13 protein-coding genes are annotated in these 15,615 nt (G+C 47.6%); 4 read left to right on the forward strand and 9 right to left on the reverse strand.

What is annotated here, in order from left to right:
• Positions 1–89 precede the first annotated feature (89 nt).
• Positions 90–2,756 (forward strand): TonB-dependent receptor domain-containing protein, encoded by a 2,667-nt coding sequence (locus tag AWU56_RS10645; RefSeq protein ID WP_006956271.1) that lies wholly within the window; start codon positions 90–92, stop codon positions 2,754–2,756.
• 29 nt (positions 2,757–2,785) lie between these two features.
• On the opposite strand, the gene AWU56_RS10650 is transcribed toward AWU56_RS10645, so the two are convergent.
• The 8 genes from AWU56_RS10650 to AWU56_RS10685 form a co-directional block, all read right to left on the reverse strand.
• A complete protein-coding gene (locus tag AWU56_RS10650) occupies positions 2,786–3,709 on the reverse strand; it encodes a mechanosensitive ion channel family protein (protein WP_006956270.1) in 924 nt (307 codons plus the stop codon).
• Between the two features lie 12 nt (positions 3,710–3,721).
• Entirely contained in the window at positions 3,722–4,339 is a 618-nt protein-coding gene (locus tag AWU56_RS10655; protein ID WP_006956269.1) for a glutathione S-transferase family protein, read from the reverse strand.
• 24 nt (positions 4,340–4,363) lie between these two features.
• Positions 4,364–5,008 (reverse strand): DUF1707 SHOCT-like domain-containing protein, encoded by a 645-nt coding sequence (locus tag AWU56_RS10660; protein ID WP_006956268.1) that lies wholly within the window; start codon positions 5,006–5,008, stop codon positions 4,364–4,366.
• Positions 5,009–5,145: 137 nt separating this feature from the next.
• Entirely contained in the window at positions 5,146–6,153 is a 1,008-nt protein-coding gene (locus tag AWU56_RS10665) for a DUF2339 domain-containing protein (RefSeq protein WP_006956267.1), read from the reverse strand.
• Positions 6,154–6,247: 94 nt separating this feature from the next.
• Positions 6,248–9,448, reverse strand: a complete 3,201-nt coding sequence (locus AWU56_RS10670; protein WP_006956266.1) for an efflux RND transporter permease subunit — start codon at positions 9,446–9,448, stop codon at positions 6,248–6,250.
• An 11-nt stretch (positions 9,449–9,459) separates the two neighbouring features.
• Positions 9,460–10,566, reverse strand: a complete 1,107-nt coding sequence (locus AWU56_RS10675) for an efflux RND transporter periplasmic adaptor subunit (protein ID WP_006956265.1) — start codon at positions 10,564–10,566, stop codon at positions 9,460–9,462.
• Between the two features lie 3 nt (positions 10,567–10,569).
• Positions 10,570–11,319: a TolC family protein gene (locus AWU56_RS10680; protein WP_242603670.1), complete on the reverse strand. Its 750-nt coding sequence runs from the start codon at positions 11,317–11,319 to the stop codon at positions 10,570–10,572.
• The gene (locus AWU56_RS10685) at positions 11,304–11,819 is read right to left on the reverse strand and encodes a TolC family protein (RefSeq protein ID WP_006956263.1); all 516 of its coding nucleotides are present in this window, start codon (positions 11,817–11,819) and stop codon (positions 11,304–11,306) included. The genes AWU56_RS10680 and AWU56_RS10685 overlap by 16 nt, the downstream gene beginning before the upstream one ends.
• A gap of 206 nt (positions 11,820–12,025) precedes the next feature.
• On the opposite strand from AWU56_RS10685, the gene AWU56_RS10690 reads away from it, so the two are divergent.
• The 3 genes from AWU56_RS10690 (at position 12,026) to AWU56_RS10700 (ending at position 14,397) form a co-directional block, all read left to right on the forward strand.
• Positions 12,026–12,211, forward strand: a complete 186-nt coding sequence (locus tag AWU56_RS10690) for a hypothetical protein (RefSeq protein ID WP_040488077.1) — start codon at positions 12,026–12,028, stop codon at positions 12,209–12,211.
• Positions 12,212–12,358: 147 nt separating this feature from the next.
• Positions 12,359–13,231: a LysR family transcriptional regulator gene (locus tag AWU56_RS10695; protein ID WP_286682508.1), complete on the forward strand. Its 873-nt coding sequence runs from the start codon at positions 12,359–12,361 to the stop codon at positions 13,229–13,231.
• Positions 13,231–14,397, forward strand: coding sequence for a YbfB/YjiJ family MFS transporter (locus AWU56_RS10700; RefSeq protein WP_006956260.1), 1,167 nt, complete (start codon positions 13,231–13,233; stop codon positions 14,395–14,397). Before AWU56_RS10695 ends, AWU56_RS10700 begins: the two co-directional genes overlap by 1 nt.
• A gap of 232 nt (positions 14,398–14,629) precedes the next feature.
• Here AWU56_RS10700 and AWU56_RS10705 read toward each other — a convergent pair whose 3' ends face one another.
• The gene (locus tag AWU56_RS10705) at positions 14,630–14,881 is read right to left on the reverse strand and encodes a hypothetical protein (protein WP_286682509.1); all 252 of its coding nucleotides are present in this window, start codon (positions 14,879–14,881) and stop codon (positions 14,630–14,632) included.
• Between the last annotated feature and the right edge of the window lie 734 nt (positions 14,882–15,615).

The following is a 15,615-nucleotide window of genomic DNA, read 5'->3' on the forward strand; positions in this document are numbered from 1 at the left end:
CCTTAAGTAGCATAAAGTGCTCTTTAAAAGCCGTGAGGTGACCTTAGGGACACCTCCGGCTTCCATAGTAACAAGAGGTAGCTAATATCATGCGTGCCAACCGATTCCCTCTGGCAAATATTTCTCTCGCAGTGCTTGCCTGCTTGGCAACACCTGCGGCACTCGCTTGGCAAGACGCCGAGCAAACCGAAGCTGAAGCAGAGCAGCAGGCAAGCAACCCTGAGCAAGTCATCGAGGAAGTGGTTACCACAGGTACTCGTTTACAGGGCAGTGCCGCAGCGGTAGTTCAAGAGCGTAAAGAACAGGCGTTCGTGGCCGATATCATGGGTGCTGACCAGATTTCGCGTACCGGTGATACTGATGCCGCTGCTGCGCTTCGTCGTATTACAGGTCTTACACTGGTCGACGGTAAATTTATATATGTACGTGGCTTAGGTGAGCGTTACTCGAGTACGCAACTTAACGGCATGTCCGTACCGAGCCCTGATCCAACCCGAGCCGTTATTCCACTCGATTTATTCCCCTCGGATATTATCGAAAGTTTAGCTGTTCAAAAGTCGTATTCAGCATCAATGCCGGCTAACTTTGGTGGCGGTAATGTTGATATCCGCCTGAAGTCTGCCCCCACGCAAGAAGTTTTTAATGGCTCGATTAAAGTGGGCGGCAACTCAGAAAATTTCGATGACTCATATTGGTATGATGGCGGGAGTTCATGGAAGGGTAAAGATGACGGAACTCGTGCAGCACCACAAATGTTGCAAGCGTTGTGGGGACAACGCACATTCCTTGATGAAATTAGCATCGAAGATAATCGGGATGTGGCGTTGGCACTGAACCGAGATTATGACCCTCAAATGCAGTCTATTGACCCTGATTATGGTGTCAATGTGACCTACGGTAACCGTTATGATTTAACTGACAAGTGGGCGATTGGTTTTTTGACCACGGCTGCGTACCGCAATGAGTGGCAGGTTTCTGAGCAGTTTCTGGGTGAAAACTACCGCTTAAACCCTGATGACAGCTATACATTGGTTCGTGGTTGGGATGATGTGCAGTCAACCGAGCACCAAGTGACGTGGTCAGGTATGTTCACGCTGGGCATTAACTACGGCGCGAATCACAAAGTCGACTTCAGCCATGTCATTCTGAACGATACCGAGGATCGTTTACGCGAGAAATTGGGTAACAATAACAACATCAACTTCGGCTCTGACCAGCGTATTCGTGAGTTTGATGTGAATTACCAAGAGCGTCGGATGGTGGCTAACCAAATTAAAGGGATGCATACCTTTACCGACTGGAACTTCTTGGGTATTGATTGGAAGTATTCAAAGGCACGTTCAAGCCGTTATGCACCGGGTAACTTAGAGACTCGGTTTATTTTGACGGACCGTAACGAAGATGGAGTTTTTGACCGTCAAACTGAGAGTAACCTAACCAATGCGACGACGGCTGCACGTTACTCTTTTCAAGATCTCGATGATGAAGTTGAAAACTGGGGCGGCAATGTAACTCTACCAATCATGCTCGATGATTGGGATATCACCTTAAAGGCGGGCGCGGACTTTGTTCAGAAAACGCGTTTTGCCACCAACCGTCGTTTTGATATCAATACGCGTGCGTTCCCCGACTCGAGCGTTTTGCAAGGGCATCAGCTAGGCGAAATCCTTAATGATGACTTATTAGCGAATACTGAACTTAGTTTTACGCCGATATTGAACGATACTACGGTAGCGGGCGATGATTATATTTCTGCGCAAGCAATCGACGCATACTACGTTGAAGGCGACGTGTTCTTTAAAGAGAAGTGGCGTATTACGGCGGGTGTTCGTTGGGAAGACTTCCGCCAAGTTGTGGTACCACTGGTACCAACGACCGGTGAAATCGATTTACCAACCAACCCGACACCTAACGATCTAGCTGATTTAGCATTCCAAGAGGATGACTTCTATCCATCGTTGGCGTTGACTTACTTTTTAACTGACGAGCAGCAGTTACGTTTCAGCTACGGACAAACGGTAGTCCGTCCTGACTTGCGCGAAGTCTCTAGTTCAACGTACCTCGATCCGTTGACCTTGTTCCCAGTCGGCGGTACACCAGGCTTGCGGACAACGTCGATCAAGAACTATGACGCACGTTGGGAGTGGTATCAAGAAAATGGCGATACCTTGTCGTTGGGTATGTTCTATAAGGACATGACTGACCCGATTGAATCTGTTCAGTCGCCCGCGCAAGACGGTCCTCCATTAGTACGTATTGCTAACGCTGAGACCGGTGAAGTATACGGTGTCGAAATGGAGTGGTTAAAATCACTCAGCACGAACTTCTTTGTTTCGGGTAACGTTACGTTAAGTGACTCTGAAATCCAGTTGGATACTCAGAAGATTGTTGAACAAACCGGTGTATCGACGTCGATTACCAATACCGAACGTCGCTTAACGGGTCACTCAAAATGGGTGGTCAACAGTCAGCTTGGCTTTGATTCTGACAATGGTAAGCACTCTGCATCGTTGGTTTATAACGTGTTTGGTGAGCGTATTATCATTCCAGGTATCGAAGGTCGTGGCGATGCGTTTGAGCAACCTTTCCACAGTTTAGACGCGGTTTATAGTTACTATCCAGACTTCAATTCTCAGATCACGCTCAAGGTGCAAAATATCTTGAATCAAGATAAAGAGATTGAGTTTGACGATACCTTGCTTCGTTCAGAAACGCGTGGTGTTAGTTTCTCGCTAACGTATAAGCGTGAATTCTAAATACGCGGAGAGTTTTGATAAAAGCGATGCTAATTAGCATCGCTTTTTTTTGCTCGTTGAATAGAGACTTCGAGTGGTCTTAATGTATCGAGGTGCACATCCCGTTGTGGGAAGGCGATGACGATATCATTCTCGGCGAATAGTGAGTCGATCTTGTAGCGCAAGTCCGACTGCACCCGACGTAAATCCATCGGCGCACTAACCGAAGTCCAGAACAGCAAATTGAAGGTAAGGCTGTTATCACCAAAGTCTTCAAATAACACTTCGATGGGGTACTCGGTGTTAATCTTTTTATGCTCTTTCGCCGCCTCCAGCATTAAGTCACGTACCTTTTCAGCCGGTGAACCATAAGCGACACCAACACTGACATTGCTGCGGATATCTTTTGAAACCAGTGTCCAGTTCACTACGCGTTGCTCTAAAAAGTAGCTGTTTGGCACCAGTACATGAATCCCGTCAAACCGACGAATACGTACACAACGATTACCTATTTCTTCAATGCGACCTTGCTCGTTCTCAAGCTCAACGATGTCGCCAATACGAATTGGACTCTCGGTTAATAGAATAAAACCCGATATCAGGTTATTGAGCAAATTCTGCGCACCAAAACCCACACCAATGGCGAACGCGCCACCGAGTACTGCAAATATCGTAATCGGAATACCAGCTAACGGTAGAGCAAGTAAAACCAGTAACAAGTAGGCAATAAACTGAAATAGCCGACGAAAGGTAAATAGGGTGTTTTCCGACGCGCCGTTGCGCAGCAGGGCACGGTTCAGTAGTTGGCGACCTATAATGCGAACAACAATAACACCAACGATGATAATGGTCAGCGCAATGACCACTTGGCTAAAATGGATTTTTGTATCGCCGGAGGTATAAAGTGGTGTTTGCCATAGGGTAGTAAAGGCGGAGCTAAACTCCGCCCACAAACTTGATGCTTCTTCTTGCATATCAGGCTCGAATTAAACTTTAGCAGAAGCGCGTTGCTTCATCGCTTGATACCAACGGAATAAATTAGGACGGCTTTCATCAACGCGTAGATTCACGACTTTGCCAAAGTCGACTGAGCAGAACGCATTGATATCGGCGACGGTGAGCTGACCGCAGGCAATAAAATCTTTACCTTCGAGTTGATCGTTTAAAAAGTCAAAAAAGCGCTCGGCCTCTTTGATATTGTGCTCTCCCCATTCGCGGATGGGTTGCATGCGGTGCTTGAAATAGTCGGTCGTGTGCTGAAAGCCCATGCCAATTGGATAGAACAAGTAAAAATCGACCCAACGCGTCCATTGTTCAATAATGGCTTTGTCGTTGGCATTGTCGCCAAGTAGTTTAGGTGAGTCGGGATATTGGTTTTCGAAATAATGGCAAATTGCCGTGGTTTCGCAGATAAAGCTACCGTCATCGAGCTCAAGTACAGGGACTTTTTGCATGGGGTTTTTGGCTTTGAAAGAATCGCTGAGGTTTTCACCTTTTGACAAGTCAATTTCAATCCGTTCGACTTTATCTAGTAATCCCTTTTCTGCGAGAAACATGCGTACGCGACGCGGGTTAGGCGCCTTCGCCATTTCGTAGAGCTTCATTGATTAGACTCCATGTTGTTGTTTTTAGGTGGTCCAGTTACGCTTTAACTTATCAGCAAACGCAATAAAACGCTCGCGCATTGTTTGGCGTACTTTGATATCAATAGAAGAGAGTACGGAATAGCCGGAAATATGGATGTGCACTTTAGGCGCTTGTATTGGCGCCTCTAGATGATTATCGAGAGAGCTAATAATGTTAGCGACATTGCAGGTCACGCGGGCAAACTCGGGAACAAAAATTTTAATATCACCAACAAGGTCGAGTAGTTGAACATGAATTTCATCGCTCTCGAAGTGCGCATCAGTAAAGTCGATCTTGAGTGAACCCAGCACACTGTAGGCTTTAATTTTAGCCGGTACTTGCCATGCACCTTTCATGCTTTGCGACGACAGTATTGCGACAACCGAATGTTCGCTGCCAGCGAATATTTTGGTGGAGTGTGCGTCAAAACGTGCGGCTTTACTTTGCTCATACTTCGCATCAACTTGCAGGGGTAAGTCTTCTACTAAGTCGGCTAATTGCTGGTGAGCGATCGCATCAAATGCTTGGTCAAGCCGCGCCTCAAAAGCCTCTTGCGATAGTTCACCATGACTGTAATTCATAACCAGCTGGTCTATCACTTCTTCGCGAACTTTATCCAGGGGACGGTCTTCAAATTTTACAGCCATAACGGCTCCAAATGTTATTTAAATGTTTAATTGTTAAATTATGGATCGCTTAAAGCGCTTTTCAAAGCTTATTTTTACAAAATATCTACAATTTTTAACTAATAAATTAGAAAGAGCGGCTTGCGCCGCTCATTGCTTTATTGCAGTGAAGGTAACTTATTAAGTAGCGCAGGCGGCAATTTAGATACCAATGAACTGCGTAACGGATGCCAGAACACCGACACAAGTAGTAAGCCAGCACCCACGATTAAGCCCATCACCGCGCTACCTAAGTCGACCAAGCCAACGCTTGTCAGCACTTGACTGAAAATAAAAATAACGTAGGCCAATGCTGATACCATCAAGGCGCGACGATCGATAATCAGAGATACGACACTCAACACAACATAAACCACCAGTGTGGCGGCTGCTTGAGTAACGCCGATTTCAAAATCACTGCCAAGAATGACGTTAAACAAAGGATGAATCATCAGCGGCGCCGCCAGTAGATGAAGCCAAAATGCGACATCAGAACGGCGACTGGTGCGATCGACGTCCGAAGCATCCCAATACATGGCGATGCCAAAGGTGACTAAACCCCCTGTCATGATCACCAAGTCAATTAAGATACTGTCTAGCAACCAGGTGGTGCTTAGGAAAGACACGATGATACCAACCACCGTAGCGATCCCAGCCGCGAGCGTGATAGGAACACGGAACCGAAACCAATGCGCTGTTGCAACGGCACTGGCAGCAATAAATGCGACACCGCTAGCAAGGTCGGGTCTAACCGCCATGGCAAGTAATTGCATAATCACGCCACCGAAGGTACCGCCCAATGCCGTCACCAATAGCACGATCGATGGCAGCGCCATATGTCGACGGCGAGTGAAGTACTCGGACAACAACCAACTTGCCACAGCTACTAAACCGCCACCGATCAGCGGCGACATGGTATTACCAATCGTCCACAGACCTGCCAAAGCAATCACTGCGGCGATCACGACAAAAATGTCGTTAAAGCCGTGTACCAAAGGAATATACTCTTGGTCTTGATTTAGGACTCCACCGCGCTGTTGTTGAATAAAATCACGAAACGCGTTCGCCGTTTGTTTAGGCATGACACCTGCCTCGACGGCTGCGCGAATATCTTTGTCGCTGTACATTTCAACGCCCTCATTTTGACTTTGATTAAACAATAATCACGGTGGAGACGAAAAGCGAATCTGCTTTGTTACAAACTGTAAGCAGTGAAACAAATCAGGTTCGCGTAAGCTCCTTCACTTTCTGTTTAGAGAACCAAGGGTAGAGCACCGGTAATACTACAAGCGTCAGTAACGTGGCGGAAACCAGTCCACCGACGATGACCGTTGCCAAGGGACGCTGGATCTCAGCGCCTGCACCCGTGGCAAACAGCATGGGTATCAGCCCGAGCGCTGAGGTGATGGCTGTCATCAACACCGGACGTAAGCGAGACCATGCGCCATCAAATACTGCCTCAGTGACCTGATGACCGTCCGCGATGCGCTGGTTAATGCTCTCTACCAGAACCACACCATTTAGAACGGCGACACCAAAGAGTGTGATGAAACCGACCGCACTGGGCACCGAAAGATATTGACCGGAGATAAAGAGTGCAACAATACCGCCAATCACTGCTAACGGCACGTTTACTAAAATCAACATTGCTTGACCCAGGGTGCCGAAGGCAAAGTAGAGCAACAGTGCGATAAGGACAAGCGAAATAGGTACGACAATAGATAGCCGCTTTTGCGCTCGTTGTTGACTCTCAAACTGACCACCAATATCGACTGAATAGCCGGATGGTAAGTCAACGGTGTTGTCGATGGTCTGACGGATATCCGTTACGACACTGCCCATGTCACGACCTTGCACATTGGATTGAATGACGACACGTCGTTGAACATCATCTCGGCGTATTTGGGGTGGACCCGATTCGATCGCGACGTGGGCGACCTCGCCGAGCGTAACCCAAGCACCCGATGGCGTTAATAAACGTAATGAACGAATGGCTTCTGCGGTTGCTCGAAACTGTTTGGCAAGCCGCACATAAATGTCATAGCGCTCATTGCCGTGAATAATTTGGCCCGCTGACGCACCACCCAGTCCATTGTCGACGACATCTAGCACATCAGAGACATTTAATCCGTAACGTGAGAGTTGTTGTCGTTTAGGAGACACCACTAGCTGGGCTTCGCCCTTTATTTGCTCCATTGCTACAGCAACGGCGCCATCGACTTGTTTAACTGCTTCCTCAATCGCCTGACCTTTACGGGCAAGCACATCCAAATCGGGGCCAAATAACTTAATCGCGAGTTGCGATTTAACCCCCGACAGTAGCTCATCGACCCGCGTTGCAATCGGTTGTGAAAAGTTAAACAGTAGACCCGGGTGTGTATCGAGTTTAGCTTCCATTTTTTCCTGCAAGGCGTAACGGTCTGATGCCGTAGTCCATTCTGACTGGGGTTTAACACCGACATAGATCTCAATATTACTGATAGGCTCCGGATCGCCGCCGACCTCTGCGCGACCAATACGGCTCAGCGCATACGTGGTTTCTGGAAATGACATCAGTATTTTTTCGAGCTTAGGAGCAACCTCCAACGCCGTTTCGAGATTAGAAGAGGGGGCCAATGTCACGCGAATATTAATCGTGCCTTCTTCTAGCTCAGGCGCAAACTCGGTGCCCAGTTGCGGAACCAATAGCAGGGCAGCGACAAATAACGCACCGGCGATCGCAACCACCACTTTTTTACTTTTTAAGGTAATGGATAGCAGTCGCTTGTAGCCCCTATCTAGGGGTTTAAGTAACTTATTTTCTCGAGGCTTTATGCCGCGACTAAAGAAGTAACTAGCGAGCGCCGGGACGACCATGATGGCAACAAAAACTGCTGAGATAATTGCCAGAATGATACTGATCGCCATTGGCTCAAATAATTTTGCCTCGACACCCTGAAAGCTAAATAACGGCATGAAAACGACCAAAATGATCATGGCAGCAAAAAAGACGGGTCGTGCGACCTCATTCGCCGCCTCTTTCACTCGGAGTTTGATACCGTGATTATCAAGCTGAGCCGCTTGCGGGTCAGGATCGTGATACTCAGTCCGCTTTGCTGCCTGTTCATGGTGCTCAATATCGGGACGACTCAGATGTTTGAAAATGTTTTCAACCATCACTACCGAACCATCGACCAGCATACCAATAGCGACAGCAATCCCGCCTAATGACATGAGATTCGCAGACATACCGACAGCCGACATAACCATCAAGGCGATGGCGATCGACACTGGTATAGAGAGCAGCACTAAGAAAGTAGCGCGTAAGTTCAGTAAGAATAAGGCCAATACCGCGATGATGAACACAAATGCGATGAGGAGCGAATAGGCGACCGTCGACACGGCTTTTTGTATTAAATCGGCTTGATCATAATACGGCTCAAACGTGACGCCCTCGGGCAGTGCCTGCTGGATAAGCGGAATGCGCTTTTTAATGCCATCGATAGTCGCCTTGGTGTTCGAACCCATACGTTTGAGTACGATACCGGACACCACCTCACCTAACTGGTTGACCTGACCGTCAACTTTGCGCGACATTGATACCGCACCTTGGCGGATTTCACTCCCGACCTCGACAGTGGCTACTTGGCCGAGTGTCACCGAGACCCCGTCAACGGTTTTTAAGGGAATCTGACGGAGCTGTTGCAACCCTTTATCACCGTTCGCGAGCCAGCCCGTGCCACGGATAACTAACTGCTCCTGACCGCGAGGCATATACCAGCCCCCTACGTTACCGTTGTTCTTATTAACCGCATCCATAACGTCCTGTTGGGTCAGTTCATAAGACAATAACTTGGCGGGATTAAGGTTAACCTGATATTGCTTAACCTCGCCGCCAAAGGACAAGACTTCGGTGATCCCTTCAACCGGCATGAGTAGCAGTTTAACCACATAGTCGTTAAGACTGCGTAGCTCCATGCTAGTCACGCCAGAATCAGGGTCGGCGACTAATAAGTACTGGTAGACCTGACCCAGACCGGAGGAGTTAGGACCCATTTCGGGTGTGCCGACACCCTCGGGAATCAACTCTTTTGCCGCTTGCAGTCGCTCAAATACCAGTTGTCGAGCAAAGTAAATATCCACGCTCTCGTCAAACACCACGGTAATACCGGACAAGCCGGTCTTAGAGATGGAGCGGACTTCCTCAACATCGGGAAGGGCATACATGACAGACTCGATCGGATAAGTAATTAATTGCTCAACTTCGGTCGCTGCTAACCCGGGCGCCTCGGTATTCACCGTAACCTGAACATTGGTCACATCGGGAAAGGCGTCCAAATTAAGCTTAGGGATCACAAAAAAGGACGCGATGCTGATGCCGAATAAGGCCAATACCAATAATAGGCGATTGGCGACAGCAAATTGGATAATGCGCTGAAACATACAACCTCCTATTAATGGTTATGCGGGTCAAAGCCGCCCTTAGCAATTTGTGAACGGACGAAAAAAGCCCCCTGACTGACGTATCGTGTGCCTTCCGATACCCCGTCAATAATCTTCCACGGACCTTTTTCATCAATTAGTTCGACTTCTTGGGGTTCGAACTGACCGGGAGCACGTTCAATGAAGATTTGCCAGTCGCCATCTGGAGCACGCATCAGTGCTGAGTCCTGAACCGCTAATACCGGTTGCTCCGACTCAACGGTGAAGTAGACATCAGCAAAAAGTCCAGGATGAAGGCGGTCTTGCTTATTATCGACTGCCAGTCGGATAGTGCGTGTGCGGGTTTTATGGTCGATGGTATGCCCCTCCTGAATGACTTTTGCAGGGTAGTCGACTCCATCGACTGTCACCATCACTTGATCACCAAACTTAACGTTAAGATCGGTGGTACCGGGTAGTCGTGCGTTCACCCACAAACTTGCTTCTTGCAGCACATCAACGAGCTCGGTACCTGCACTCACTTGTTGACCTTGCTTAAAGTTATCGCTAACCACAATGCCGTTAATATCAGACGTCAGTTGATATTCTCCAAGTGGATAATCGGGCTTGGTTAAACGCTCAATTTCGTTAAGTAGCATACCAAACGCTTTGAGTTTAGCGCGCGCTGAGGTAAACGTATTTTGTGCTTCGACGAAGCGTTTTTCACCGACTGTCGATTCACCCAGCGACTGCACCCGTTGCCACTCGTTTAGCGCAACTAAATAACTGCTTTGTGCGTCCGCCATACGCGCACTAAATAGCGTAGCCAGCGGTTCACCTTGTTCGACGTGATCGCCGATACTGACAAAGCGTCTTAAAATGGTGGAATCAATTCGAGGACTGACAACGTAGCTATTGAAATCGTTCGCCACTACCTCGCCGGGCGCATACACGGGGTACTCGATCACGCGAGCGCTGAGTTTGCCAGTGGCAATGTCGGCCATATCACGTTGCTGCTCAGAAAGTGTGATGCCAGCGGGCTCTTGGTGTGTTTCATGGTCTTCTTGATGTTGCTCCTGCGCCTGAGTTGAAACGCTCAGCACCATTGCTATGACTGCATGTAAAGGTTTTACTGACATGATTTATTCTCCAATCGCGTTACTTGTGTGCTGACTGAGCGGGCTTAACTTCAGAGCTTTGCTGAGTTCACCCGAGCGATATAACCATTCGATAGCCGCCAAACGGTATTGCGTTTGTAACGCGATACCTGCGTATTGACTGTCGAGTTGTTGGCGCATTGCGGTGAGGTAATCGGTGGTTGATAAGTCGCCTTCGACCCAGGACTGCTCTATCACTTGGGACGAAGCGCTCTGTCGGTCTTGAAAGCGTTGTTGCCAGCTGTGCCATTGGCTTTTGATAAAGCGATAGTTGTTAAGCGAGGATTTGAGCGCCGCTTGCCACTGATGCTTCAACGCCATGAGTCGCTTCTCTTCCGCCAGTGCTTCGCTACTCGCCGCATGCACTGCGTCGTTGTAGCTGTTACGGATCTGCAAAGGCATACTGAAAGATAAACCAACGACGGTTTCGTGGTCGGTCTCGCCCGCTTCAATACCCAACGTCGGGTTGGCCGTCGTTAGTGAGCGCTTCCAGTCGACATCGGCACGTTTAAGCTGCCATTGCAGATAAGCGGCCTTTAACTGCGGATGCTGTTGCCAGCGAACCGTTAAACTGGGTGTAATATCAAATACGCCATCCTCAATGGTGAGTTGATTGAAATCAGAGGTGGTCAGTAAGGCGTTTAAATCCGCTTCAGCAGACTGCAACGTTTGGTATGTTGCAGCGGTTTGCTGTAATTGACGACTTAACGCCAAAATGGTCAGTTGTTCATCCACGGCCCCAAGTCACCTGCTCGACGACGCTCAGAGACGATGTCGATAGCTTGCTGAACCACGTCCTCCTGCTGTTTCGCCAAGCTGTATCGCCTTTGGGCATCAAACCAGCGCACATAAGCATCGAGTAGCTCTTTAGCGTGCTGGGTCGCCGTTTGACGATAGAGGCTTTGTGCTAACGCTGTCATGGCATCGGCTTGGCTGGCGCGAGCTTCATTACCGGTACTCCAGTCGAGCGTTTGACTCACACCCACCGCGTAGTTATTGACGTCTCCCTCGCGCTCTAAGCGAGAAGACAAGGTTGGATTATATAGCGGTTGATTGAGCTGGCGGCCTTGCTGGATCAGTGCTTGAGCTTGTTGCTCGGCCGCCTGAACACTTGGATGTTGCTGTATTGCTTGTTGCCATAGGTCAGGCAATTGCTGTGCGCTGGCGAAGCTTGAACTCAACGCCATACTAATTGCAGCAAACAAGCGTTTGCTGCGTTTCGAAAACGAACGCATAGGTAGACTCCTCAGTCATGTTACTGCGTAAAACAAATTAAGTGCTGCGAAAGCAGCGTGTTAAGCAGTTATGAGGAGATGGGAGGCCGGAATAATGGCGCTGAAGAGGGATTTGTATAAGCCTGGGCATAGCCCGGACGGATCGTCGCGACACGCGGCAAAGTCAATGTCCGCTCCGCTTTTATGGCATAGAGGTGAAATGAGCCATGACAATGGCAACAGTGGTGACAATCAAAACTAATTTGACCACTACTCGGGAGATTGCTTTTATCGATATGGGATTCGTCGTGTTCGAAATTGAGGTGTTGCTCGAACGCAGATTGATGGGTTTGATGCACGTCAGCGACCGCCTGACTGATTTGAGTCAGAACGGCAAACAGTACAAAAATTAAAAATCCCAGTCTACGCATTACTTCTCGCGGTTGATACGAACCCTGTAAAGCTACATTAAACGCTAATTCGCTTCAAGTTTGGCTGTAGCATTTGAAATTCTCATATAAAGAATGTATTTTTAAATAAATTCCTGTATTGAGAATATAATGAATATTGAATCGTTGAAAATCTTTTGCTGTGTGGCTGATGAGTTAAGTATCACTCGCGCTGCAGAGAGACTGGGTCGAGCGCCTTCAAATGTTACTACTCGAATTCAGCAGATTGAGTCTGAGGTCGCCACTGACCTGTTTGTACGTATTAATAAGCGGTTATCGTTGTCTCATGCCGGCGAGCAATTTTTAGAATATGCGAAACGCCTTATCGCGCTAGAAGAGGAGGCTAAACAGGTCGTTTTGGGGGAACAAAGCGGTGGTAGTGTGCGAATGGGAAGTATGGAAAGTACAGCTGCAAGTCGTTTACCACAGCTGCTAGCGGACTTTACTAAGAGATTCTCGCAGGTTCATGTAAGTTTAAAGACAGCCCCCTCAAGCAGGCTTATTGATGAGGTGCAAAAAGGGTTAATTGACTGTGCTTTTGTGGCTTTGCATGCAGAGCAAATAGCGCACGATGAGCTCGATGATCGGACACTCAATTCGCTACCTGTTTGGCAAGAAGACTTAGTTCTTCTACTACCACCCAACGAAGCGGGTGTGAAAGATATAACTCAATTAGAAACTCGCACTCTTGCCGCTTTTGCTTCGGGATGTACTTATCGCAAGATAGCTGAGACGGTTTTGGATATTGATGCGAGTTCCGAGTGGTGTGTCCAGGAGTTAAATTCTTATCACGCCATGATTGCATGCGTTGCAGCGGGGCACTGTGTCACTTTGTTACCTAGAAGCGTCTTAGAGTTGAGTCCTGCTGCTAAGACGTTAGCCTCGTTAAATTGTCAAACCATTGATACTTATCTCGTATGGCGACAAGGCCACCTGACTCCCGCACTTTCACGTCTGATCGATGTCGTTAAGGACACGCTGTAATGGAATCGGTGGACCGTAATAATCAAGATCGCGGCATCAGAACGGCGCTAGAAGCGGCGTTAATTCTTACTATTGGAATGGGTTTTGGGCGATTTGCCTACACAGCAATTTTGCCTCACATGGTCGAAGAAGGCGTGTTGAGTGTTTGGGCGGGTAGCTTGGCAGCTACACTCAATTACTGTGGCTATTTGGTCGGGTCACTACTGTCTATATATATTAAACCTCACAACGCTCATCGTATGTGTCTTTGTGCTGTCATCGGCACGGCTGTATTTATGGCATTATTAGCAATGCCACTGCCCGCAGTAGCGATTATTGCGGTGCGCTTTATTGCTGGCGTGTTTAGTGCTTTTTCTATGGTGGCAGCCTCGCTTTGGCTACTTGAACACCGCGGCCACTCGCACCATGCACCTTTATTATTTGCGGGGGTGGGTTTTGGCATCGTCGTCTCTGCAGAACTGATCGTGTTAGCGGATTGGTTGCTGTTAACCAGTTTTGAAATGTGGCTAGCACTGGCATTATTGACCGTAGCTCTCGGTATCATGGTGCTCAGAGGACTATTTGATAGCAATCCCAAAGCAAGCCCAAACTACCAAACGGAAAGTAAAAGGCAAGCGCCCAATATCGGTACCGGTGCACTTATTTTTTGCTACGGACTGGCTGGCTTAGGATACATAATCACCGCAACCTATTTACCGTTTTTAGTCCATCAAGTGTTACCCGAGGTTGATTCGTCACATATCTGGGCGGTATTCGGATTAGGTGCCATGCCCTCGTGCTTTATTTGGCACAAAATTCATCAACGTCTAGGTTCCCAGCTTGCCTTACAAACTAACCTAGGCGTACAGGCGTTAGGTGTAGTGCTACCGACGATGGGTTCGTCCTCTAGCTTTTATCTTTTAAGTGCCATTTTGGTCGGCTCCACCTTCATGGGAACCGTAACAATTGCAATGTCAGCCGCACAAAAAATAAAGTACAGAGTAAAGTTTAATATGCTGGCAGTCATGACGCTTTCTTATGGAGTGGGGCAAATTATAGGTCCTCTCTTGGCAGAGGCGCTTAGAGCTTATAGTGAAACATTCAACAGCTCTTTGATAGCTGCCGCCATTGGCTTGGTACTAGCGGGAGCGATAACTGCTAAACCCTCTAAACAATTGACAAACTGAGGTTTTAAGAGATCGACAGCCCTTCTAGAATTCGGCTCCATGGTACGAATAATTGTTGGTAGTCGGTCTGTAGAAATAAAAAAGCCCCGCACAAAGTGCAGGGCCTTCAGAATGTCACCGAACAACTTCGAGCGTGAATATTTTAGGCAGGTAGAAGTGTAAATATCCCATTTATAACACAGTCATCTGATAGAATATTTATGCCGCAGTTCGGTAATCAAACGGTGTCATATCATTGAGTGAGTCGTGCGGTCTTTCGTGGTTTATGGTGCAAGGGAATACGGGCTACAGGCACTTTCAAATCAAAGCGAACAGCCAGCGTACGTGGATGTTCCTCAATCGCTCTTGTCATTGTGTCATGTAGATCAAATAAGAGTTCCTGAATATAAGGCAAATGCTGAGGCCAAAGCGGAAGCCCTCTGTACGAACTGTCGGAGTAGAGTGTTTGGTTGTGGTTCATTGGATTACGTATTGGCAAATTCATAATTAGAGCCATGATCGTTGACTACTAATAACTGATCTGATTCCGTAATCGTTAACCATGAGTCAGACGTTAAGCTGTCGGGCTCACCAATCCGTTGGTTGACTGAAAAGCAAGATAAACGCGACCACCAAAAAGATATTGGTAAGTTAAGACGGTTAGACGTTTACTTTAGAGGTCTCTATCTAGACCAAATCAATCGAAGTCTGATTGACGAGGTAAAGTTTGATATTCGGAGTGAAGCGTCTGCCTCAACGGCTAACCGTTACCATGTTATGCACATTTGGCTACCGAGCACTTGAAACGAGTGGCTTGTAACGTTGATGGCTCGATTGGTACAAATCTGGTACACCATCAGAAACTAAAAAGCCCCGCACAAAGTGCAGGGCCTTTAGAATAGTGGTGCCGGAGGCGGAATCGATAAGATCTAATAACTTATTGTTTTATAGTGGATAAAAAATATTAAGATTCAAGCGTGTTACTTACCTTGTTACTAAAACTTCAGCTTTAGTTTTTTGATTGAAAGCTTTTTCACAAATGAATCTTTTAACTTTTTGGCTATGCCCAATACTCGCTTAACACGTTGAACATAGCTATAGTGGTCTGCAACTTGTGAACGTGTAGTGGCAAATAAATTCGGGTAAGCGGATTAAATGGTTGATCTTACCTTTGCATGAGAGTGAGACAGACCGGCATCTCATCGGATTATCTGGTTGATGCTTCACCTACTGCTGGTG

It is taken from the genome of Idiomarina sp. T82-3, from assembly GCF_001577655.1.
Lineage (GTDB): Bacteria > Pseudomonadota > Gammaproteobacteria > Enterobacterales > Alteromonadaceae > Idiomarina > Idiomarina baltica.

Excerpts from the sequence above, each read along its gene's own strand:
- AWU56_RS10645 (WP_006956271.1), top strand. The coding sequence starts at position 90 with ATGCGTGCCAACCGATTCCCTCTGGCAAATATTTCTCTCGCAGTGCTT.
- AWU56_RS10650 (WP_006956270.1), bottom strand. The coding sequence starts at position 3,709 with ATGCAAGAAGAAGCATCAAGTTTGTGGGCGGAGTTTAGCTCCGCCTTT.
- AWU56_RS10655 (WP_006956269.1), bottom strand. The coding sequence starts at position 4,339 with ATGAAGCTCTACGAAATGGCGAAGGCGCCTAACCCGCGTCGCGTACGC.
- AWU56_RS10660 (WP_006956268.1), bottom strand. The coding sequence starts at position 5,008 with ATGGCTGTAAAATTTGAAGACCGTCCCCTGGATAAAGTTCGCGAAGAA.
- AWU56_RS10665 (WP_006956267.1), bottom strand. The coding sequence starts at position 6,153 with ATGTACAGCGACAAAGATATTCGCGCAGCCGTCGAGGCAGGTGTCATG.
- AWU56_RS10670 (WP_006956266.1), bottom strand. The coding sequence starts at position 9,448 with ATGTTTCAGCGCATTATCCAATTTGCTGTCGCCAATCGCCTATTATTG.
- AWU56_RS10675 (WP_006956265.1), bottom strand. The coding sequence starts at position 10,566 with ATGTCAGTAAAACCTTTACATGCAGTCATAGCAATGGTGCTGAGCGTT.
- AWU56_RS10685 (WP_006956263.1), bottom strand. The coding sequence starts at position 11,819 with ATGCGTTCGTTTTCGAAACGCAGCAAACGCTTGTTTGCTGCAATTAGT.
- AWU56_RS10690 (WP_040488077.1), top strand. The coding sequence starts at position 12,026 with ATGACAATGGCAACAGTGGTGACAATCAAAACTAATTTGACCACTACT.
- AWU56_RS10695 (WP_286682508.1), top strand. The coding sequence starts at position 12,359 with ATGAATATTGAATCGTTGAAAATCTTTTGCTGTGTGGCTGATGAGTTA.
- AWU56_RS10700 (WP_006956260.1), top strand. The coding sequence starts at position 13,231 with ATGGAATCGGTGGACCGTAATAATCAAGATCGCGGCATCAGAACGGCG.
- AWU56_RS10705 (WP_286682509.1), bottom strand. The coding sequence starts at position 14,881 with ATGAATTTGCCAATACGTAATCCAATGAACCACAACCAAACACTCTAC.